The sequence below is a fragment of the Paracoccus chinensis genome (assembly GCF_900102885.1).
In the GTDB taxonomy this organism is placed as follows: Bacteria; Pseudomonadota; Alphaproteobacteria; order Rhodobacterales; family Rhodobacteraceae; genus Paracoccus; species Paracoccus chinensis.
This window is the reverse complement of record NZ_FNGE01000009.1, coordinates 86,794-107,162: the sequence shown is the minus strand read 5'-3', so window position 1 is coordinate 107,162 and position 20,369 is coordinate 86,794. Positions and strand designations below refer to the sequence as shown.

Annotated in this window: 16 protein-coding genes and 1 pseudogene; 10 read left to right on the top strand and 7 right to left on the bottom strand. The window is 70.0% G+C overall.

The features are described 5' to 3' along the window. Positions 1-15 precede the first annotated feature (15 nt). Entirely contained in the window at positions 16-201 is a 186-nt protein-coding gene (locus tag BLQ03_RS11015) for a hypothetical protein (RefSeq protein ID WP_090755943.1), read from the bottom strand. Positions 202-309: 108 nt separating this feature from the next. Here BLQ03_RS11015 and BLQ03_RS18330 point away from each other — a divergent pair, with 108 nt between their 5' ends. Further along, positions 310-480 carry a hypothetical protein gene (locus tag BLQ03_RS18330; protein WP_175558845.1) on the top strand — a complete coding sequence of 57 codons (171 nt, stop codon included), beginning with the start codon at positions 310-312 and terminating at the stop codon, positions 478-480. 187 nt (positions 481-667) lie between these two features. Here the strand turns inward: BLQ03_RS18330 and trpE are convergent, their stop codons facing one another. From trpE to BLQ03_RS10995, 4 genes are all read right to left on the bottom strand, one after another. Further along, positions 668-2,170, bottom strand: coding sequence for an anthranilate synthase component I (gene trpE, locus BLQ03_RS11010; RefSeq protein ID WP_090755940.1), 1,503 nt, complete (start codon positions 2,168-2,170; stop codon positions 668-670). Beyond that, positions 2,170-4,056, bottom strand: coding sequence for a peptidylprolyl isomerase (locus BLQ03_RS11005; RefSeq protein ID WP_245688843.1), 1,887 nt, complete (start codon positions 4,054-4,056; stop codon positions 2,170-2,172). The genes trpE and BLQ03_RS11005 overlap by 1 nt, the downstream gene beginning before the upstream one ends. A gap of 80 nt (positions 4,057-4,136) precedes the next feature. Next, complete coding sequence (locus BLQ03_RS11000; RefSeq protein WP_175558850.1) at positions 4,137-5,315, bottom strand: aminotransferase; 1,179 nt, start codon at positions 5,313-5,315, stop codon at positions 4,137-4,139. Next, positions 5,312-6,508: a hypothetical protein gene (locus BLQ03_RS10995; RefSeq protein ID WP_139166701.1), complete on the bottom strand. Its 1,197-nt coding sequence runs from the start codon at positions 6,506-6,508 to the stop codon at positions 5,312-5,314. The genes BLQ03_RS11000 and BLQ03_RS10995 overlap by 4 nt, the downstream gene beginning before the upstream one ends. 182 nt (positions 6,509-6,690) lie before the next feature. Between BLQ03_RS10995 and BLQ03_RS10990 the strand changes: the two genes are divergently transcribed. The 8 genes and pseudogenes from BLQ03_RS10990 to BLQ03_RS10955 all read left to right on the top strand — a co-directional run. Next, on the top strand, positions 6,691-7,341 hold the full coding sequence (locus BLQ03_RS10990; RefSeq protein WP_090755931.1) for an anthranilate synthase component II: 651 nt from the start codon (positions 6,691-6,693) through the stop codon (positions 7,339-7,341). Then, a complete protein-coding gene (gene trpD, locus BLQ03_RS10985) occupies positions 7,338-8,366 on the top strand; it encodes an anthranilate phosphoribosyltransferase (protein ID WP_090755928.1) in 1,029 nt (342 codons plus the stop codon). Before BLQ03_RS10990 ends, trpD begins: the two co-directional genes overlap by 4 nt. Before the next feature lie 48 nt (positions 8,367-8,414). Then, the gene (locus BLQ03_RS10980) at positions 8,415-9,068 is read left to right on the top strand and encodes a uracil-DNA glycosylase (protein ID WP_090755926.1); all 654 of its coding nucleotides are present in this window, start codon (positions 8,415-8,417) and stop codon (positions 9,066-9,068) included. A 123-nt stretch (positions 9,069-9,191) separates the two neighbouring features. Continuing rightward, positions 9,192-9,980: an indole-3-glycerol phosphate synthase TrpC gene (gene trpC / locus BLQ03_RS10975; RefSeq protein WP_090755923.1), complete on the top strand. Its 789-nt coding sequence runs from the start codon at positions 9,192-9,194 to the stop codon at positions 9,978-9,980. Then, on the top strand, positions 9,977-10,450 hold the full coding sequence (moaC, locus tag BLQ03_RS10970) for a cyclic pyranopterin monophosphate synthase MoaC (RefSeq protein WP_090755920.1): 474 nt from the start codon (positions 9,977-9,979) through the stop codon (positions 10,448-10,450). The genes trpC and moaC overlap by 4 nt, the downstream gene beginning before the upstream one ends. Next, positions 10,447-11,634, top strand: a complete 1,188-nt coding sequence (locus BLQ03_RS10965) for a molybdopterin molybdotransferase MoeA (RefSeq protein WP_090755917.1) — start codon at positions 10,447-10,449, stop codon at positions 11,632-11,634. Before moaC ends, BLQ03_RS10965 begins: the two co-directional genes overlap by 4 nt. 99 nt (positions 11,635-11,733) lie before the next feature. Next, complete coding sequence (lexA, locus tag BLQ03_RS10960) at positions 11,734-12,444, top strand: transcriptional repressor LexA (protein ID WP_090755914.1); 711 nt, start codon at positions 11,734-11,736, stop codon at positions 12,442-12,444. Positions 12,445-13,829: 1,385 nt separating this feature from the next. Next, positions 13,830-14,624, top strand: a pseudogene (locus BLQ03_RS10955) (IS5 family transposase); the annotation flags it as partial. A 56-nt stretch (positions 14,625-14,680) separates the two neighbouring features. Here the strand turns inward: BLQ03_RS10955 and recG are convergent. Then, the gene (gene recG, locus BLQ03_RS10950; RefSeq protein ID WP_090755911.1) at positions 14,681-16,996 is read right to left on the bottom strand and encodes an ATP-dependent DNA helicase RecG; all 2,316 of its coding nucleotides are present in this window, start codon (positions 16,994-16,996) and stop codon (positions 14,681-14,683) included. Beyond that, positions 16,972-19,209 (bottom strand): NAD-dependent DNA ligase LigA, encoded by a 2,238-nt coding sequence (gene ligA / locus BLQ03_RS10945; RefSeq protein ID WP_090755909.1) that lies wholly within the window; start codon positions 19,207-19,209, stop codon positions 16,972-16,974. The genes recG and ligA overlap by 25 nt, the downstream gene beginning before the upstream one ends. A 159-nt stretch (positions 19,210-19,368) precedes the next feature. Between ligA and BLQ03_RS10940 the strand changes: the two genes are divergently transcribed. Further along, on the top strand, positions 19,369-20,367 hold the full coding sequence (locus BLQ03_RS10940) for a serine hydrolase domain-containing protein (protein ID WP_175558844.1): 999 nt from the start codon (positions 19,369-19,371) through the stop codon (positions 20,365-20,367). Positions 20,368-20,369: the final 2 nt, after the last annotated feature.

Here is a 20,369-nt window from a genome sequence, read left to right as displayed (position 1 = left end):
ACTTTCCTTCTCGGTTCAGGCGCCGACATCGTCGGGGCCGCGTGCTTCGGTCGGCTGGGTGCCGTTCGCGGGGATGCCGTCGCGCACCGAGTCGCCCGTGTATTCGTTCTGCAGCGACGGCGCCGGCTCATCGGCGGACTCGCCCCGCTTGACGTCGCTGTTCGCGTGGCGCGGCTCGGTCGGATTTTCGGGATGGGGCATGATCGTCTCCGTTGTCATGGGGACAGAACCGGCACAACGTGGGGGTGGTTCCCCGGAACCGCGAAACACCCCGGACGTTCGTCTGATCCACCATGCAGGGAGGAAAGCATGGCCAAGGAAATCCGCCGCTACGAACTGGCGCTGGACACCGACGAGGAGGAGGCTGGCCTGATGAAGGCGCGGATGCGGGTCGAGGAGGCCCAGCGCATCCGCCGCGAGCAGGAGGAGGCGGCGCCCTCCCCGAAGATCAGCGCGACCCGAACCGCCCGCGCAGGCTGATCGTCAGGGCGGAAGCGCAGATCAGCATTGCCGCTGCGCCGAATCCCGGCGCAGCGCGTCTACCGTTTGCCACGCATGGCCTGCTCTCCAGAGAGCAGCCCCGTTCTTCTTTGCGCAAATATACCGAGATCGTCGTATACGATGATGGGGGCCAGCCCCCGGTCCGGTGCCTCGACCCAGCGCCGCGCTATCCGTTCCCGCGAACGAAGCGGCCCGCGCCCTCGGCCGCGCGGACCATGGCGCGCGACTTGTGGACGCATTCCATGAACTCGGCTTCGGGGTCGCTGTCATAGACGACGCCGCCGCCCGATTGGACGTAAAGCGTGCCGTCCTTGACCACGCCGGTCCGCAGGGCGATGCACATGTCCATCTCGCCGTTAGCCGCGAAATAGCCGATAGCGCCGCCGTAGATGCCGCGCTTCTCGGGCTCCAGCTCGTCTATGATCTCCATCGCGCGGACCTTGGGGGCGCCGCTGACGGTGCCCGCGGGCAGACCCGCCAGCAGCGCGGAAAGGGCGTCCTCGTCCTCGCGCAGTTCTCCCACTACGTTCGAGACGATGTGCATGACGTGGGAATAGCGCTCGATGATGAACTCCTCGGTCGGGCGCACGGTGCCGAGTTTGGCCACCCGGCCCACGTCGTTGCGGCCGAGGTCCAGCAGCATCAGGTGCTCGGCCAGTTCCTTTTCGTCGGCCAGCAGGCTCGCCTCGTTGGCGCGGTCCTCGTCGGGAGTCGCGCCGCGCGGCCGGGTGCCCGCGATGGGTCGGATCGTCACCTCGCCATCGCGGACGCGGACGAGGATCTCGGGGCTGGCGCCCACGATCTGGAAGCCGCCCATGTTCAGGAAGAACATGAAGGGAGAAGGATTCGTCCGCCGCAGGCTGCGGTAGAGCGCAAAGGGCGGCAGCGGGAAGTCGATGGCCCAGCGCTGCGAGGGCACGCATTGGAAGATGTCGCCCGCACGGATGTAATCCTTGGCCCTTTCCACCGCCGCGACATAGCCGTCGCGGGTGAAGTTCGACCGGGGCTCGCCGATGGTGCCGGTGTCGCCCAGCGCGCGGGGCTCGGCCGGCTGGCGGTCGAGCGAACGCAGCGCCTCCATCACCCGCTCGGCGGCCTGGGCATAGGCCGCGCGCGCGGGGACGCCCGCGTCGTGCCAGGCGGGGGCGCAAAGCAGCACCTCGCCCTTCACCCCGTCCAGCACGGCCACGACCGAAGGGCGCAGCAGCATGGCGTCGGGCACGCCGATGGGATCGGGGTTCACATGCGGCAGATGCTCGACCAGCCGGATCATGTCGTAACCGAGATAGCCGAACAGCCCCGCGCCGCTGGCTGGCACCCCTTCGGGCATCTCGATGCGGCTTTCCGCGATCAGCGCGCGCAGGGATTCCAGCGGCGGGCGCGGGTCGTCCTCGAAGGTGTCGGAATAACGCGCCTGCCGGTTGATGCGGGCCCGCGTGCCCCGGCATTCCCAGATCAGGTCGGGCTTCATGCCGACAATGGAATAGCGGCCCCGCACTTCGCCCCCGGTCACGCTTTCCAGCATGAAGGACAAGGGCGCAGCCTCGGCCAGCTTCAGCATCAGACTGACGGGCGTATCGAGATCGGCGGCCAGCCGGATGGTTACAAGCTGGTTGCGGCCCTCGGCCCAGGCGCGCTCGAAGGCCGCGAAGTCGGGCGTCAGCTCCATCACTGGATCCGCGCGTCGGCGGCGGCCAGCGCCCCGTCGTTCAGCGTGATCCCGTGCCTGGCCTGAAGCGCGCGGGCATAGGCCTGGAACAGGTCGGATTGCAGCGAGTCCGTCAGGCGCTGGGTCACGCCGGTCATGACCGGCGCGGCTTCCTCGGTGGTCAGGTCGGCGGACGTGATGTGGTCCAGCCGGATCATGAAGACGCGACCCTCGGCCTCGACCACGGCGACCTCGCCCGGCTCGGCCAGGCGGAAGCCCTGGGCGACGACGGCCTGCGGCACACCTTCGATGCCGGTGTCGCGCTCGACGTCCGTCGCGGCCTGGAAGGTCGTGGCGGGCGCGGGCTCGGTGCCCTCGGCGGGGGCGGGAAGATCGCCGTTCGCGGCGGATTCCACCAGCAGCTTGCGGTCCTCGGCGCGGGCCTTCAGCTCGCGCCGGGTCTCGGCGGCGGTCCAGTCGGCCAGCACCTCGTCGCGGACCTCCTCGAAGGGGATCAGCGCGGGGGCCACGACCTCGTCCAGCCGCAGGGCGAAGACCCCGCCATCGTCGAGCTGGAAGACCTGCGGGAAGTCGGTGGGCGTCACGGCGCGGGCGCGTTCACGGAAGGCCTGGTAGGCGGCGATGCCCTCGGACGGCGTCTCGGCCGAGAACTCGATGCTGCCCAGCTCCATGTCGGTGGCCTCGGCCAGTTCCTCCAGCGTGGCGCCGCCCGCGATGCGGTCCTCAAGGTCGGCGGCCTGTTCCTCGATCACGCGGCGGGCGCGGTCGGCGGCGGCCTCGGCGCGCAGGTCCACGACGGCCTGCTCGAAGGGGATGTTCACGGGTTCGAGGATCGCGTTCATCGAGATCAGCGCGGGTCCGAGATTGGTCTGCACCGGACCCACGACGCCGGGCTGGTCCAGCGCGAAGACGGCGGCGCCCGCTGCGCCCAGCTCGGCCTCGGACACCTCGCCTAGGTCGATATCGGACAGCGTCAGCCCGCGCTCGGCGGCAAGCTGCTCGAACGTCGCCTGCCCCGCGTCGAGCCGGGCCTTGGCGGCGGCGGCAGCCTCCTCGCTTTCATAAACTAGCCTCTCCACCATGCGGCGCTCGGGCTGCTGGAACTCGGCGATGCGCTCCTGATACAGGTTACGCAGCGCGGTTTCGTCCAGTTCGACGGACGCTTCCAGCATCTCGGGCGTCAGCCAGGCATAGGTGATGCGCCGCACCTCGGGCGCGGTGAAGCGGTCGGCGTTGGCCTTGTGCCAGGCCGTCAGCGTCTCGTCGTCCGGGGCGGTGACGGGGGCAGCCAAGTCCTCGGCGGTCAGCTCGTCCCAGGAAAAGTCGCGTTTTTCGAGAATCCAGGCGGCAGTGCTCTCGAGCAACGTCGGGGGCGCGGTCACGCCGCCGATCACGGCGCGCTGCAGGATCAGGCGAGCAGCGTCCATGCGGACGTCCTCCTCGAACTCGGCCGGGCGCAGGCCTTCCTGGCGCAGCACATCCTGGTAGCGGGCGGGGTCGAACTGGCCCCCCGTGGTCTGGAAGCCGGGGGCCGCCGTCAGGTCGCGCAGCACGGTTTCGTCGCCCACGGACAGGCCGATGCGGCGGGCTTCCTCCTCCAGCGCGGCGGCAGTGAACAGGCGCGCCTGCACGGTCTGGGGGATCCCGAAGGTGCGGGCCTGCTCGGGGGTCAGATTCTGGCCGGTCTGCGCGGCAAAGCCTTGGATCTCGGAGCGGATGCCGCGCAGGTAGTCGTCGGCGCTGATCTCGGTGTCGCCGACGGCGCCGATCGAGGCCGTGCCGGTGCCGGAGAAATTGGTGATCCCGAAGCCGCCCAGGCCCAGGAGCAGCATCCCCATCAGCAGCCAGACCACCGTGGATTTGCCCTTGGTCCGCAAGCTGGTCATCTGCTGTTCCTTTGTCTGGTGCAGTCTCGGCCCGGCGTGTTTAGGGCCGGGCCTGCCATCCGGCAAGGCCGCAGCGGGCCTTACCCCCGAAAGGCGGCCAGCCGGTCCGCCAGCGAGGCGATGCCGCCCCCGTCCACGTTGGCAAAAGCGATGCGGACATGGCGCGGACCGTCCGTGTCGCCCTCGGGCATGAACATGGTGCCCGGCAGCAGAAGGACGCCCGCCTCGCGCACGAGCCTCGGCGCCAGCGTGGCCGAGCTTTCTGCGAAGGGATGTTCGGCCCAGGCGAAATAGGCGCCGCAACCCTTCAGCCGCCAGCCGTCCAGCCCGGCCATCGCGCGGGCCATTGCATCGCGGCGGCGCAGGATCTCGGCGCGTTCGCCCGCAAGCCAGTCCCCCAGGTTCCGCATCCCCCACAAGGCGCCGATCTGCCCGAGTTGCGAGGCGCAGATGGCCAGCGTGTCCAGCACCTTCTCCACCTCTGCCTGCCGCTCGGCCCCGGCGACAAGCGCGCCGACCCGGTGCCCCGTCAGGCGATAGGCCTTGGAAAAGGAATAAAGCTGGATCAGCGTGTCGCCCCACTCGGGGTCGGCAAACAGGTCATGCGGCGCGCCCTCCCGCGAATCGAAGTCGCGGTAGGTTTCGTCGAGGATCAGGGCCAGGCCGCGCGCGCGGGCGATGTCGAAGAAGCCGCGCACCACCTCGGCCGGATATTCCGCGCCCGAAGGGTTGTTGGGGCTGACCAGCACCAGCGCGCGGGTGCGCGGCGTGACAAGCGCGGCTGCAGCCTGCGGGTCGGGCACCATCCCCGGCCCGCAGGACAGCGGCACCGCCCGGATGCCCTGCATGTCCAGCCACATCTTGTGATTGAAGTACCACGGCACAGGGATGATGACCTCGTCCCCAGCCCGCGCGACCGAGGCAATGGCCGCGCAGAAGGCCTGGTTGCAGCCTTGGGTGATGGCGACGTTGCCGGCCGTCAGGCCCGCGCCGTAAGCACGGTTCCATTCGACGGCGACTGCCTCGCGCAGCTCGCCGTTGCCCAGGACAGGACCATACAGATGTGCCTCGGCCTGGGTCAGCGCGGCCTCGGCGATGGCGCGGCGCAGCCCTTCGGGCGGCGGATCGATGGGCGCGGCCTGGCTGACGTTGATCAGCGGGCGCTGCGGGTCGGGCGCAAGCCCCTGCAGCCATCGCCGCGCCTCCATCACCGGGGGACGGAAGGTAGCGGCGAGGTCGGGGTTCAGGGGCAGCATCAGCGGGAAGCTCCGGGTTTCAGGTCGGACAGGTCGGGTGCGGGCGGGGTCCCGCCGGCGGGCTGGGGCAAGGCAGGGGCCATGCGCGAGGCGCCGGGCGCGACGAAGGCCTGCGGAATCGAAAGGTCGGGCGCGGGCCGGGGCGCGCGGTTCGCGGAAGGCGTGGCAGCCGAAACGCGGGCTTCGGTTGCGGCGGGGCGGTTCGCGGCGGACGCGTCATCCCGGCGCTGGAGGCTGTCAATCGCGGCCGAGCGGTCCTCGGAGGGGCCGGAGGGCTGTTGCGGCGCCTCGGTGTTAAGGGGCGCGGTTGCGGCTGCGCTGTCGGGCTGCGTGAAGGCCGCAAGGTCAGATGGCGCTTCCGGCGCCTCGGGGCGCTGCGGGTCCGCCGTCACCGTGCTGACCGCGTCGCGGGGGGCATCGGCTGCGGGCTCCTGATCCTGTGCGGCAAGGGCCGTTTCGGGGGCCGGCTCTTCAGTGCGCGTGGCCTCGTCCGCCCCGGCATCGGCGCCACCAAGCACGGGCGCAGCCTCCATGGCCGCCACCGGCTCGGGCCGGCTGGGCCGGGGCAGCGCATCCTGCGCGGCATCGGCGACGCGGCCAGGCTGGGCGGGCGTCACGGGCGTTTCCATCTGCGGCCGGTCGAGCGGCTCGGGCTCGGCGGGAAGGCCGATCCCGGCGGGGGCGGCGGGCGCGACCAGCACGCGCGGGTTCTCGGCGGGGATCGCGGCAGGCGCGGGCGCGGGCTCCGGCCCGGCGGCAAGGCTGCGCGGGGCCTCGCCCGGCGGGGGCGCGGGAGAGGCGGCCGGGGCGCGTGGCGGGTCATCCGAGCCCCGGCGGAAATCCGAGCCGATGGGATCGGGCAGCGGTTGCAGCGCGGGGCGCTCAGTCTCGGCAGCGGCAGGAGCGTCGTCCACTTCCGGGCCAGCAGCGGCCCCGTCCAGCGCCGGACCACGCGAGGGCACCGCCGCTGTAACTGCAGATGACGGTGCGGGCGTCAGAGCGGCCTCCGGTGCCGGGGCCTGCGGTTGCGCCGCAGGCAAAGACGCCTGTTCCCTTGGCTGGGGCGCGGAGGCCTGCCCCTGTGGCACAGTCGCGTCCTGCTCCTCCCCACTGCGGGGAAAGGCCAGCGACAGCACGGCCAGCGTCGCGCCGCATACCAGCGTGCCGTGAACCAGCCCGGTCCAGAAACCCGCCATCGCCCTGCCCTCTGCCTTGCCCTGTGGTCCTGTTGCGCGGCCTCGTGACCGTGCGGCACGCCCGGCGGGCTTGACCCTCCGCGCGGCTTGGGAGCATCTATAGCCTACCGCCGCCGGCGGGCCAGCCCCTTCCGGCGCCGGCCGGCGATCCCGTTCCTGCCCCCTTTTCCTGCGAGGCGCCGATGACCCCCACGGCTATTGTCCGGCCCCATCTTCCGCCGTCCCCGGGCGTCCGGCCTTCGATCCTGATGATCGACAACTACGACAGCTTCACCTGGAACCTCGTCCATTACCTGGGCGAGGCCGGGGCCGAGGTCGAGGTCATCCGCAACGACGCCCTGACGGTGGACGAGGCACTGGCCCGCCGCCCGGCCGGCATCCTCGTGTCGCCCGGCCCCTGCGCGCCGGCGCAGGCGGGGATCATCGTGCCCCTGATCCGCGCCGCGGCCGAGGCGGGCGTGCCGCTGATGGGCGTGTGCCTGGGCCACCAGGCGATCGGCGAGGCCTTTGGCGGCCGCGTCGTCCGCGCAACCCGCATCGTCCACGGCAAGACCGACGAGATCGCGCATGACGGCACCGGCGTCTTCGCGGGCCTGCCCTCGCCCCTGCGCGCCACCCGCTATCATTCGCTGACGGTTGAACCCGAGAGCCTGCCCGACAGCCTGCGTGTCACGGCGACCGCCGCCGACGGGACGATCATGGGACTGGCGCATCGCAGCCTGCCCATCGAGGGCGTGCAGTTCCATCCGGAAAGCATCCGCTCGGAACATGGGCACGAAATGATCGGCAACTTCCTGCGCCGCTGCTCGAACGCGGCGGGGGTGGCGGCATGAGCGCGGCCACCGACATCCGCCCGCTGATCGGCGTGGCCGCCGCCCGCCCCCTCACCGGCGAGGAGGCCGAGGCCGCCTTTGGCGCGCTGTTTGATGGCAAGGCCACGCCCGCGCAGATCGGCGGGCTCTTGATGGCGATGCGCGTGCGCGGCGAGACGGTGGACGAGATCGCCGCCGCCGTCCGCGCCATGCGCGCCCGCATGAACCGCATCACCGCGCCGGACGGGGCCATCGACATCGTCGGCACCGGGGGCGACGGCAAGGGCACGCTGAACATCTCGACCGCGACGGCCTTCGTGGTGGCAGGCGCGGGCGTGCCGGTCGCCAAGCACGGCAACCGCAACCTGTCGTCGAAATCGGGCTCGGCCGACGCGCTGACGCATCTGGGGCTGGACGTGATGGGCGGACCGGCGCTGGCGCAGCGCTCGCTGGACGACTGCGGCATCTGCTTCATGATGGCGCCGACCTACCACCCGGCGATGCGCCACGTCGGCCCGGCCCGGCATGAACTGGGGACGCGCACGATCTTCAACCTGCTGGGACCGATGACGAACCCGGCAGGCGTCAGGGCACAACTGACCGGCGCCTATTCCGCCGACTGGCTGCGTCCCATGGCGGAAACGCTGCGGGAACTCGGGTCCACCTCGGCCTGGCTGGTCCACGGCGGCGACGGCACGGACGAGTTGTCCATCGCCGAGCCCAGCCGCGTGGCGCAGCTGAAGGACGGCGAGGTGACCGAGTTCGAGGTCTCGCCCGAGGACGCGGGCCTGCCGGTCCACCCCTTCGACGAGATCGTGGGCGGCGAGCCTGCCCAGAACGCCGCCGCCCTGCGCGCGCTGCTGGACGGAGCGGCGGGGGCCTATCGCGACGCCGTCCTGCTGAACGCGGCGGGCGCTCTGGTGGTGGCGGGCCGCGCCGCCGACCTGCGCGAGGGTGTCGAGATCGCGCGCGAGTCGATCGACTCGGGCAAGGCCAGGGAACGCTTGGCGCGCCTGGCCGCCATCACCGGCGCACCTCCGGCGTAAGCGCATGTCCTCTTCTGTCCCCAACTCTCCCCGGCGGAGGCTCCGGCCGTGACGGACCCGGTCCCTCCGCAAGCCTGGGCGCGTCTGCCCTTCTTCGCCGAAGCCTGGCCCGCCATCCGCGACCGCCTGCGGGACCGCGACTGGCTGCCCGGGCCTCAGCGGGTCTTCGCCGCGCTCGAAGCGCTGGCACCGCCCGAGGTGCGCGTCGTGATCCTGGGCCAGGACCCCTATCCGACGCCGGGCCATGCCAACGGACTCGCCTTCTCGGTCAACCCCAGCGTGCCGCTGCCGCGATCCCTGGCCAACATCTTCAAGGAACTCCAGGCCGACACCGGCGCGCGCCCCTCTTCTGGCGACCTGACCCCCTGGGCGCGGCAGGGCGTACTGCTGCTGAACACCGCGCTGTCGGTCGAGCCCGGCCAGGCCGGCGCGCACGCCCGTTGGGGGTGGGAGCGGCTGGCCCGCCAAGCCATCGCCGAAGCGCAGCGCCACCACCCGCTGGCCTTCGTCCTCTGGGGCGCCCATGCGGCGAAGGTCGCCGAAGGACTGCCCCGGCCCGAGGACCTTGTGGTGCAAAGCGCCCATCCCTCGCCCCTTTCGGCCAAGCGGGGGTTCTTCGGCTCGCGCCCCTTCAGCCGGGTGAATGGCTGGCTGGAGGAACGGGGCGAGCCCCCGATCGACTGGTCAGGCGAAACGGCCTGAGCCGCAGCGTGGGGTCTCGCGCCCTCGCACCACCGCAGATAATCAAGCAAAGAGAACGTCCATTCGCCCGGGCCTTGAGGTTGGCCCGTTGCCTCCACGGCCTGTCAGGGGCTAACTGCCCGCATGGACATTCTGGAACGCATCAAGAGCTACAAGCTCGAGGAAATCGCCGCCGCCAAGGCCGCCCGTCCCCTTTCGGACGTCGAGACCACGGCGCGCAGCGCCCCGCCCGTCCGGGGCTTCGCCCGCGCCCTGACCGACAAAGCCGCCACCGGTCCCGCACTGATCGCCGAGATCAAGAAGGCCAGCCCTTCGAAGGGCCTGATCCGGCCCGACTTCGACCCGCCTGCGCTGGCCCGCGCCTATCAACAGGGCGGCGCGGCCTGCCTGTCGGTGCTGACCGATGCGCCCTCCTTCCAAGGCGCGCCCGAGTTCCTGATGGCGGCGCGCGAGGCCTGCGAGTTGCCGGTGCTGCGCAAGGACTTCCTGCACGACCCCTATCAGGTCGCCGAGGCCCGCGCCTGGGGGGCCGACTGCATCCTGATCATCATGGCCTCGGTGGACGACACTCTAGCCGCCGAGCTTGAGGACGCGGCGCTCCACTGGGGCATGGACGCGCTGCTCGAGGTGCATGACGCGGATGAACTCGACCGCGCCCTGCGTCTGAAATCGCCGCTGATCGGGATCAACAACCGCAACCTCAAGACCTTCGACGTCGATCTTGAGACGACGCTGAAGCTCGCACCGCGCATTCCGGCGGGCCGGGACGTTGTCTGCGAAAGCGGGCTGTTCACCGCCGACGACCTCGGCCGGATGATGAAGGCAGGCGTGCGCCGCTTCCTGATCGGCGAAAGCCTGATGCGGCAGGCGGATGTCACCGCCGCCACCCGTCAGATCCTGGGGGCCGTATGACGCTGACCCATTTCGACGCCGCCGGTCAGGCGCATATGGTGGATGTGTCCGGCAAGGAGCCCACCGCGCGCGAAGCCGTGGCCGAGGCACTGGTGCTCATGTCCCCCGAGACGCTGGCGCTGGCCCAGGGTGGCGCGGCCAAGGGCGACGCGCTGGGCGTGGCGCGGTTGGCCGGAATCATGGGGGCCAAGCGGACGGCGGACCTGATCCCGCTCTGCCACCCTCTGCCGCTGGACAAGGTGGCGCTGGACCTGGTGGTCGATCCGGCCCTGCCCGGCATCCGCATCACGGCAACCGCCCGCACCACCGGCCGGACGGGCGTCGAGATGGAGGCGCTGACAGCCGCCACAGTCGCCGCGCTGACCGTCTACGACATGCTCAAGGCCGCGCAGAAGGACATGCGGATCGAAGGCGTGCGCCTGCTGAAGAAGACCGGCGGCAAGTCCGGCACCTTCGAGGCCGCGCCATGAGCCTTCTGTCCGTCGATCAGGCGCTGCAGATGGTCCTCGGCCTCGCGCACCCACCCCGCGCCGAGGACGTGGACATCCATGATGCGCTGGGCCGGGTTCTGATGCGGGACGCGCTGTCCACGCTCACGCAGCCGCCCTTCGACGCGGCGGCGATGGACGGCTATGCGCTTCGCAGTGCGGACCTGCCCGGACCCCTGCGCATCGTGGGAGAAGCTGCTGCGGGCCGCCCCTGGCCGGGAACCCTCGGCCCGGGCGAGGCGCTGCGCATCTTCACCGGCGCCCCGGTGCCCGCAGGCGCCGACCGCGTCGTGATGCAGGAGGACACCGCCCGCGACGGCAACAGCGTCACGGTGACAGGAAAGGTCGGGCGCACCCACATCCGGCCTCGCGGCAACGACTTCGCCGAAGGCGAGGCGGTGCCGGCCGGGCGCAAGCTCTCGGCCGTCGATCTCGCGTTGCTGGCGGCGATGAACGTGCCGCGCGTGACCGTGGCACGGGCGCCGCGCGTGGCCGTGCTGGCAGGCGGGGACGAACTGGTGCGTCCGGGCGAGGTTCCGGGGCCCGGCCAGATCATCAGCTCGAACGACATCGCCGTGGCAGCCTTGGCGCGCGCCGCGGGGGCCGAAGCGCATATCCTGCCGCTCGCTCGCGACAGCGAGGAAAGCCTGCGCGCCGCCTTTGACGAAGCCCGGGGCGCGGATCTGGTCGTGACGATCGGCGGAGCCTCGGTCGGCGACCACGACCTGATCGGCCGTGTCGCCGCAGGGCTGGGGATGGATCGCGCCTTCCACCGCATCGCCATGCGTCCGGGCAAGCCGCTGATGGCGGGGCGGCTCGGGGACTCGGCCATACTGGGACTGCCCGGCAATCCTGTCTCGGCCATCGTGACGGCGGTGCTGTTCATGCAGCCGCTGATCCGGCGGATGCAGGGACAGGCCGAGGCGGCGGCGCCCCTGGGGCACGGCATTCTGGGCCGCAGCCTTCCGCCCGAAGGCGACCGGCAGCATTACCTGCGCGCGCGGCTAGGCGAGGACGAGCGTGGAACGGTGGTCGAGCCTTTCGAGGACCAGGACTCCGCCCGGCTGAAGCTGATGGCCGAGGCCGACGCCCTGCTGGTCCGCCCCGCGGGCGATCCCGCGCGCGAGATCGGCAGCCGAGTATGCTACATTCCCCTGAGCCGTTAACCGAATCTTCACCCGAATCAGGTTAGTCGTTGACCTGAAAGGTGAACGTGTCTAGAACAATCAATGAACTAGGCCCGTCATTCGAGGGGACGACACGCCGTGCTGACCAAGAAGCAGATCCAGTTGCTGGAATTCATCCAGGCCCGCATGGCCCGAGATGGCGTTCCGCCGTCCTTCGACGAGATGAAGATGGCGCTGGACCTGCGCTCGAAGTCGGGAATTCACCGGCTGGTGACGGCCCTCGAGGAACGCGGCTTCATCCGCCGCCTGCCCCATCGCGCGCGTGCCCTGGAAATCCTGCGCCTGCCCGACGCGTTGATGCGGGGCGAGGGCGAGGAAGGGGCCTTCAGGCCTCGGGTGATCTCGAACGACCGTCCCCTGCCCGCACCGCGTCCGCGTGGCGCGATGCCGATCGTGGACAGCCCGGCGGTCGAGCTTCCGGTGATGGGTCGCATCGCTGCGGGCGTGCCGATCGAGGCGATCTCCGAAGTGTCGCACCACATCGGGGTGCCCGGCTCGATGCTGTCGGGGCGCGAGCATCACTATGCGCTCGAGGTCAAGGGCGACTCGATGATCGAGGCGGGGATCAACGACGGCGACGTGGTGGTGATCCGCGAACAAGACACGGCCGAGAACGGCGACATCATCGTGGCGCTGGTCGAGGGGGCCGAAGCGACGCTGAAGCGCTACCGCCGCCGGGGCGGCATGATCGCGCTTGAGGCCGCGAACTCGGCTTACGAGACGCGCGTCCTGCCTGAGGACAAGGTTCGCATCCAGGGGCGTCTGGTCGGGCTGATCCGCAGCTACTAAGGCCCTTTGCCGTTGATCTGACTACCCGTCAGCGGGGCGACAGGTGGCAAGCATCCTTGTCAGAAGAACAAGGGTCCGGCTCACTGCTGCGAGCCGCATGCCGATCTGACAGCATAGTGCCCAAGTGCGTGAACCACGGGCTCTTGCCTTGTCCAAGTGCTCATCCGACTACCCCTGCATCTGCTGGCAGACTGACGTGCTGCAAGCTGCACCTACGTGCACATCATGGCAAAGGGCGCAGTCGTCCTTCGCCCAAGCCTTTCCTACCGGCGTGACGGCATCTTTCGCTCGCATGCCTGGAAAGCTGCCGAGTGCTCCATCTAACGAACAGTCCCTGCTTGGCGCTGCCACGCTTCATGGATTGAACAGATCTCACCTTTAGGACTCACTGTTCCAGTTCGGCAAGTTCTACCTTTTCAGATGTTCGCAGTGCGCTTCCCTGTGCGCCTTGATGCCCCTGCATTGCTCCCCTACCCGATTCATAAAGGCACAGAACCGTATCAAAAGCGGTGTTCTGAAGGACGACCCCGGGAGCAATCAGGCCAGAGCGGGTAGCCACAACACGGCGATAATTGCGACCGAAATGGCTGCTGCCCCGATCATGTCGGCAAGAACATCAGGCAGATCAAACATGCGTTTCATAGGAAGCCTCCATTGATGTTAACGCTTTGTTCTCATTTTGGAGCGAGTCTGTAAAGAACTTTTAGTGAACATCAGTGGGCTTGTTGCTTGCTCTCCTTCACCTCACGGCCACGGAAGGCAGTCCGCTGCGCCTTTCGGCATGTGCCTCTCTGATCAGATTGTCAGGTGCCCTCGGCCTTCCTCGGGCAGGAAGGACGGTGCTGCACGTGCATGCCCGGGCTCGGGGCAGCCGAAGGACCGGTTTACAGCCCGCATTCACCAAGCCGGACGGCGGCAAGGATCACGCGGCGCTCTCCTTTGGCTTGTCACGAGGCTGCATTCCTTCGCAGGCGACTGGCGAGCTCATGCAGCCCTGGCGAGGGCGACCAACTTCTCGTGGCCTGACAAAGGCATTGGCACCTGCTGCCTTGGTCGCAATGCTGCTCAAGCCCCAGATCGGTCCTGTTCAGACGGAAACGGACGCGCTTGTCCGTTTCCGTCTGAACAGCCTCACGCGGCGTTGCCTTTGCCCCGCTAAGCAATGGTGCCCAACCATGAGTGGATTGCTGGAACTACCTCGCGCGAGGCCTGTTGGGCAAGCTCACCTTGTCCCAGACGGGTCGGGCCGAAAGCGCATGGCCACAAGACGCGGAAAGCTGCCTTTGCCTGCTGCTCGCCGGCACAGTTAGCTGAGTCCCGGTTGCATCTCGCCATGTAGGTTCTTGGAGCACCTGACAAAACCGCTGCTCATGCGTTGACAGGCCGTGAGCAGGCTCCTTGTATCCGATGACCTGTGGGAGGCGATTGCGCCCGTCCTGCCAGGGGAGCGGCCGAAGCCCAAGGGTTGCCTACCTTGATGCGCTGACCTCTGGCCTTAGCCGGCATCATCTTCGTTCTGCGATCCGGCATTCCCCGGGAGATGTGGCCCGGGCGAGTTTGGCTGCTCAGGCATGACCTACTGGCGCAGGCTGCATGGCTGGCAGGCAGTGGGCGTTTAGGCCAAGCTCCATCGCGTGCTGCTCGAGCAGTTGTCGAAGGCCGGGCACCTGGACTAGAGCCGGACCTCCCTTGACAGCGCCGCCGTTGCCACGAAAAGGGTGGGTGGCATAACAGGCCCGAACCCGGCGGATCGCAAACCAAACCGGGCACGAAGCGCCACCTTGTGGTCGATCGGCAGGGCACCTTCGGGGTGCGGCTGAGCCCGGCCAACCGGCACGACAGCCAGATGCTGACGCCGACCCTCGACGCCGTGCCAAGCGTGCGCCACGGCCGCAGCCGTCCCCGCAAGCGACCGACAAGCTTCATGCTGACAAAGCCTAAGACCACCGCCGCCGCTGGATCGAATGCCGGAAGCGTGCCATCAAGCCCCGCATTGCCGGCGAGGCATGGACAGCAGCGAGAGGCGGGGCCGACGCCGCTGGGTCGTCTAGCGAACGCTGGCACGGCTCAACCGCTTTCGCCGCCTCGCCATCCGTTACGAGCGATGTGCCGACATCCACGAGGCTTTCGTGATCCTCGGCTGCGCCCTCATCTGCCTCAACCAGATCAGAAGGTTTTGTCAGATGCTCTTAGCCAGACCCAAGCGGCACCCTCTGCCTGCAGAGGCCAAGGACCCTTATCCCGCCGCCATCAGCCCGATCGCGCGGTCCTGTTCCATCAGCCACAGGAGCAGGCGGATGGCCTGGCCGCGCTCGCCCGAAAGCTCGGGGTCCTGATCCAGCAGCAGGCGGGCGTCCTGGCGCGCGGTGGCCAGGAGTTCGGCCTGGCGTTCGAGATCCGCGACGCGGAAGCGCGGCAGGCCGGACTGGGCCGTGCCGATCACGTCGCCTGCGCCGCGCATCGCAAGGTCTTCCTCGGCAATGCGGAAGCCGTCCTCGGTTTCACGCAGGATCTGCAATCGGCGGCGCGCGGTTTCGGAGAGCGGCTCGTGGTAGAGCAGCAGGCAGCTCGACGCGCCCTCGCCCCGACCCACCCGGCCGCGCAGCTGGTGCAACTGCGCGAGGCCGAAGCTTTCGGCCCGCTCAATCACCATGATCGTGGCCTCGGGGACGTTGACGCCGACCTCGATCACGGTCGTGGCGACCAGCAGTTGCGCGCGCCCCGCCGCGAAGTCGGCCATCGCCACGTCGCGCGCTTCAGGCGGCATCTGGCCGTGGACCAGACGCACCCGGTCGCCAAAGCGCGCTCGCAGCATCTGGAAGCGGTCCTCGGCGGCGGTCAGGTCCACGATCTCGCTTTCCTCGACCAGCGGGCAGACCCAGTAAGCGCGCGCGCCACGGTCCATCGCGGTCTGAAGGCGGGCCGCGACTTCCTCGATGCGAGTGTCCGGGAGAACGGTCGTGACCACCGGCTTGCGGCCCGGCGGCTTCTCATCCAGAACCGACAGGTCCATGTCGCCGTATTGCGCCAGCGCGAGGCTGCGCGGGATCGGGGTTGCTGTCATCACCAGCATGTCCGGACGCAGGCCCTTGGACGCAAGCTCCAGCCGCTGGGCCACGCCGAAGCGGTGCTGTTCGTCGATCACCGCCAGCCGCAGATCGTGGAAAGTGACGCCGGGCTGGAAGACGGCATGGGTTCCGACCAGCACGCCGATGCGGCCCGCGGCAAGGTCACCCAGCACGGTTTCCCGCGCCTCGCCCTTGTCGCGGCCCGTGAGCAGCGCGATGCGGACGCCCGCAGCCTCGGCCAACGGCGCCAGGGCAGCGAGGTGCTGGCGGGCGAGGATCTCGGTCGGTGCCATCAGCACGCCCTGCCCGCCCGCCTCGACGGCTGCGAACAGCGCGAGCGCCGCGACCAGTGTCTTGCCCGAGCCCACGTCGCCCTGCAGCAGGCGGTTCATGCGCTGGGGGCTTGCCATGTCGGCGGTGATCTCGGCCACGGCGCGGGTCTGCGCTCCGGTGGGCGGCCAGGGCAGCGCCTTCAGGACGCGCGCTTGCAGGCGTCCTTGGGCTTGCGTAACGCGCCCCGCCGTGCGGCGGCGGTCGCGGCGGACCAGCGCCAGCGTCATCTGGTGGGCGAGCAGTTCGTCATAGGCCAGCCGCGCGCGTGCGGGGGACAGGGGCGAGAGGTCGTCCATGCCCTTGGGATCATGCGCAGCCCGGACTGCTGCAGACCAGTCGGGCCAGCCGCGCGCGGCGCGGACCGAGGGCTCGATCCATTCCGGCAAGGGCGGGGCACGGTCGATGGCGGCAGCGACAGCGCGGGCGACCACGCGCTGCGTCAGCGTGCCTGCCAGCGGATAGACCGGCTCGAAGCCCGAGGGCGGGGGATCCGAGGGCGACAGGATGTGGTCGGGGTGGACCATCTGCGCAAGGCCGTCGAACAGCTCGACCTTGCCTGAGACGACACGGGTAGCGCCGATGGGAAGCTGCGATTCGATCCAGGGTGCGCGGGCGTGGAAGAAGACCAGCGCGAGGTCGCCCGAGTCGTCCGCGCAGATCACCCGCCACGGGCGACCCCGGCTTGCGGGCTGGTGGTGGCGCAGGACGCGCACGGTGACGGTCGCGATCTCGGGCGGGCGCAGGTCCGCGAGGCAGGCAACCGTACGGCGGGCGATGCCTGCGACGGGCAGGTGGAACAGCAGGTCGCGCGGGCGGGTGACGTTCAGCGCGGCGAAGGCCTCGGCGGCCTTGGGGCCGACACCGGGCAGTGTCTCGACGCCCGCGAAGAGGGGGAACAGGACCGGGGGGCGGCCCTTCGGCGCGGAAGGACGCGAAGGATCGGCAGACGCCGGGTTGCGCGGCGCGGCAGGTCCCGTGTTCGGATCGGCGGCCGAGCGCGTCGTGGCGGGGCGCACGAACAGGTCGTCCTGCCCTGCCCCTCCTTGCGCCTTGCCCACGTCGCGCTCGGCCTGCGGAGGTTCGGCGCCGCTGCGTTGGCCAATGTCGTCCGGCGGCCTGGACCCGTTCAGCCCCGGGCGATCGCCAGCCATTGGTCCTCGTCGATCACGCGGATGCCCAGTTCGGCCGCCTTCGCCGCCTTCGATCCCGCGCCCGGCCCCGCCACCAGCAGGTCTGTGCGCGCAGAGACGGAGCCCGCGACCTTGGCGCCCAGCGCCTCGGCCCGCGCCTTGGCTTCTGCGCGGGTCATCTTCTCCAGCGTGCCGGTGAAGACGATGGTCAGCCCGGCAATGGCGCTGTCGGCCTTTGCCACGGGGGTTGCGGGCTCGATGGTCAGGTGGGCGACCAGACGGTCGATCACGGCGCGTTCAGCGAGCTGGGCGAAGCTGGCAGTCAGCGACTCGGCCAGAACGGCCCCGATCCCTTCGATGCCGGTCAGGTCGTCCCACGCGGCGCGGGAGTCGGGCGGCACGGGTGGGTTGGCAGCCCAGACAGCAGCGCGCACGGCCGACACGGAGGCGCGGCGCCCCTGCGTAGCAGCGGCTGCGCGTTCGGCGGCGACCGCCTCGTCGGCGGCGCGGTGGCGCGAGGCGGCGGGGGCGGCAGCATCCAAGGCCGCGACCAGCGCCTCCCACGTGCCATAGTGGCGGGCGAGCGTTGCCGCGGCGACCTCGCCCACATGGCGGATGCCGAGCGCATAGATCAGGCGCGCGAGCGGGATCGTCTGCCGCTCCTCGATGGCGCGGAACAGGTTCTCGGCGGACCGCTCGCCCCAGCCCTCGCGGTTCTTCAGCCGCGCGAGCCCCTTCGCGTCGCGGCTGGCGAGGGTGAAGATGTCGGCGGGCTCTCGGATCGGCAGGGTCGCGTCGGCGAAGAATGCCTCGACCTGCTTGGCGCCCAAGCCCTCGATGTCGAAGGCGGCGCGGGACACGAAGTGGCGCAGCCGCTCGATGGCCTGCGCGGGGCAACCCAAGCCGCCCGAGCAGCGGCGGACAGAGTCGCCCGGCTCGCGGATCGCCTCGCTACCGCATTCGGGGCAGGTCGTGGGGAAGACGTAGGGTTCCGGGTTGTCGCGGCGCGACAGGTCCACGTCGGCGATCTTGGGGATCACGTCGCCCGCGCGATAGACCTGCACCCAGTCGCCTTCGCGGATGTCGCGCCCCTCGCGGATGGGCTGGCCGCGGGAATCGTGGCCGGCGATGTAGTCCTCGTTGTGCAGGGTCGCGTTCGAGACGACGACGCCGCCGACCGTGACGGGCGTCAGGCGAGCGACGGGGGACAGCGCGCCGGTGCGGCCGACCTGGATCTCGATGCGGTCGAGGCGGGTCCAGGCGATCTCGGCCGGGAATTTGTGGGCCAGCGCCCAGCGCGGCGTGGTGGCGCGGAAGCCCAAGCGATCCTGCAATGCGATTTCGTCGACCTTGTAGACGACGCCGTCGATGTCGAAGCCCAGCGTGGCGCGGCGCTGTTCCAGGTCGGACCAGACGGCTATCAGCTCATCGACGCTGTGGCAGAGGCGCGGATTCGTGGTCTGGAAGCCCAGTTCCTCCAGCCGGGCGATGGCGCCGGACTGGGTGGGGGCCAGAGGCGCGCTGACCTCGCCCCAGCCATAGGCGAAGAACCGCAGCGGACGGCGGGCGGTAACGGACGGGTCAAGCTGGCGCAGGGAGCCCGCCGCCGCGTTCCGGGGGTTGGCGAAGGTGCGGTCGGCGCCGCTTTCGTTCAGGCGTGCGAAATCGGCATGGGTCATGTAGACCTCGCCCCGCACCTCAAGCACCTCGGGGGCGCCGGTCAGGGTTTGGGGGATATCGGCGATGGTGCGGGCGTTGGCCGTGACGTTCTCGCCCACGGTGCCGTCGCCGCGGGTCGCGGCCTGCACCAGTTGGCCGTCCTCGTAGCGCAGGGACAGCGAGAGGCCGTCGATCTTGGGCTCGGCGGTCATCGGCACGGGCGCGGCGGCGGGCAGGTTCAGGAAGCTGCGGACGCGGGCTGCGAACTCGGCCACCTCCTCGCGCGAGAAGGCGTTGCCCAGCGACATCATGCGCTGGGCGTGGCGGACCTTGGCGAAGCGCTCGGACGGAGTAGCGCCGACGGTCTGGGTCGGGCTGTCGGGGGCGGCAAGCTCGGGGTTCTCGGCTTCCAGCGCGGCGAGGCGGCGCTTGAGCGCATCGTACTCGGCATCCGAGATGATCGGCGCGTCATCGCGGTGATAGGCGAGGTCGGCCTCGGCCACGCGCGCCCGCAGCGCCTCGATCTCGGCGGCGGGGTCCTGCAAGTGATCCGCCGTGCTGTCCAGCCCTGCCATGTATTCCCGCCTGCGATGGTGTCCCCATGCGCGGGGACGCCTGTCGGGTTTACCGAGGCGCGGGAGCGCTTGTCCAGCCGGAGGCCCGCGCCGGGCCATCGCTTCACCGTGACGCGAGCGAAACTTGTGCGAGGGCCGGACGCACCCGACATCGCCTGCATGACATTGTCCCGCCGCAGCCTGCTTGCCCTCGGCCTTGCCGCCCCCGCCCTTGCGCTGCCTATCCGCGGCGAGGCGCAGGAGACGGTCGCGCCAGTCCTCGACGCCGCCAGCACGCATGACCAGCTGCGCGCCATCGCCATTTGGCGGGACGGCAGCGAGGTGGCGGCGCAGGGTTATCACGGCTTCACCCCGGACCGTCCGACCAACATCAAGTCGGCCTCGAAGTCGATCGTCTCGGCGCTGGCCGGCATCGCCATCGAGCGCGGCGTGCTGAAGGGCGCAGACCAGCCCGTGGCGGACGTTCTGCGCGACGATTTTCCGACAAGCCCCGACCCGAGGCTGTTCCGTCTGACTCTGGGTAACCTCCTGTCCATGCAGGCGGGGCTGGAACGGCAGTCGGGCCGGAACTACGGCGCATGGGTCAGCAGTCGGAACTGGGTCCGCGCGGCGCTGGCGGCGCCCTTCGTGACGGAACCGGGCGGACGGATGCTCTATTCCACCGCGTCGAGCCATCTTGTCTCGGCCATGCTGACGCGGGCTTCGGGGCGCTCCACGCTGGCCTTGGCGCGCGAGTGGCTGGACCTGCCCGGCTTCGAGATCGGCGGATGGGAGCGGGACCCTCAGGGCATCTATCTGGGCGGGAACCAGATGGCGATGAGCACGCGTTCGCTGCTGGCCTTCGGCGCGGCTTATGCGGAAGGCGGCGCGGGCGTGATCCCGCCGCGCTGGATCGCGGAAAGCTGGCGGCCGAGGACGCAGTCGATGTTCACGGGCTCGGGCTATGGCTACGGCTGGTTTCTGGCGCGGATGGCCGGGCGGCCGGTCAACTATGGCTGGGGCTACGGCGGGCAGATGATCTATGTCGCGCCTGCTGTTCGAGGGCGGCCTGCGGTGGCGATCGCGATGACCTCGGACCCCGATCAGCCCTCGGGGCGCACGGGCTACCGCGACGAGTTGCACGGGCTGGCCTCGCGGCTGCTGACCGCGCTTGGTTGACG

What these genes read in the sequence shown, in the direction of transcription:
- BLQ03_RS11015 (WP_090755943.1), bottom strand. Translation starts at nt 201, where the DNA reads ATGCCCCATCCCGAAAATCCGACCGAGCCGCGCCACGCGAACAGCGAC.
- BLQ03_RS18330 (WP_175558845.1), top strand. Translation starts at nt 310, where the DNA reads ATGGCCAAGGAAATCCGCCGCTACGAACTGGCGCTGGACACCGACGAG.
- trpE (WP_090755940.1), bottom strand. Translation starts at nt 2,170, where the DNA reads ATGGAGCTGACGCCCGACTTCGCGGCCTTCGAGCGCGCCTGGGCCGAG.
- BLQ03_RS11005 (WP_245688843.1), bottom strand. Translation starts at nt 4,056, where the DNA reads ATGACCAGCTTGCGGACCAAGGGCAAATCCACGGTGGTCTGGCTGCTG.
- BLQ03_RS10995 (WP_139166701.1), bottom strand. Translation starts at nt 6,508, where the DNA reads ATGGCGGGTTTCTGGACCGGGCTGGTTCACGGCACGCTGGTATGCGGC.
- BLQ03_RS10990 (WP_090755931.1), top strand. Translation starts at nt 6,691, where the DNA reads ATGACCCCCACGGCTATTGTCCGGCCCCATCTTCCGCCGTCCCCGGGC.
- trpD (WP_090755928.1), top strand. Translation starts at nt 7,338, where the DNA reads ATGAGCGCGGCCACCGACATCCGCCCGCTGATCGGCGTGGCCGCCGCC.
- trpC (WP_090755923.1), top strand. Translation starts at nt 9,192, where the DNA reads ATGGACATTCTGGAACGCATCAAGAGCTACAAGCTCGAGGAAATCGCC.
- moaC (WP_090755920.1), top strand. Translation starts at nt 9,977, where the DNA reads ATGACGCTGACCCATTTCGACGCCGCCGGTCAGGCGCATATGGTGGAT.
- BLQ03_RS10965 (WP_090755917.1), top strand. Translation starts at nt 10,447, where the DNA reads ATGAGCCTTCTGTCCGTCGATCAGGCGCTGCAGATGGTCCTCGGCCTC.
- recG (WP_090755911.1), bottom strand. Translation starts at nt 16,996, where the DNA reads ATGGCTGGCGATCGCCCGGGGCTGAACGGGTCCAGGCCGCCGGACGAC.
- ligA (WP_090755909.1), bottom strand. Translation starts at nt 19,209, where the DNA reads ATGGCAGGGCTGGACAGCACGGCGGATCACTTGCAGGACCCCGCCGCC.
- BLQ03_RS10940 (WP_175558844.1), top strand. Translation starts at nt 19,369, where the DNA reads ATGACATTGTCCCGCCGCAGCCTGCTTGCCCTCGGCCTTGCCGCCCCC.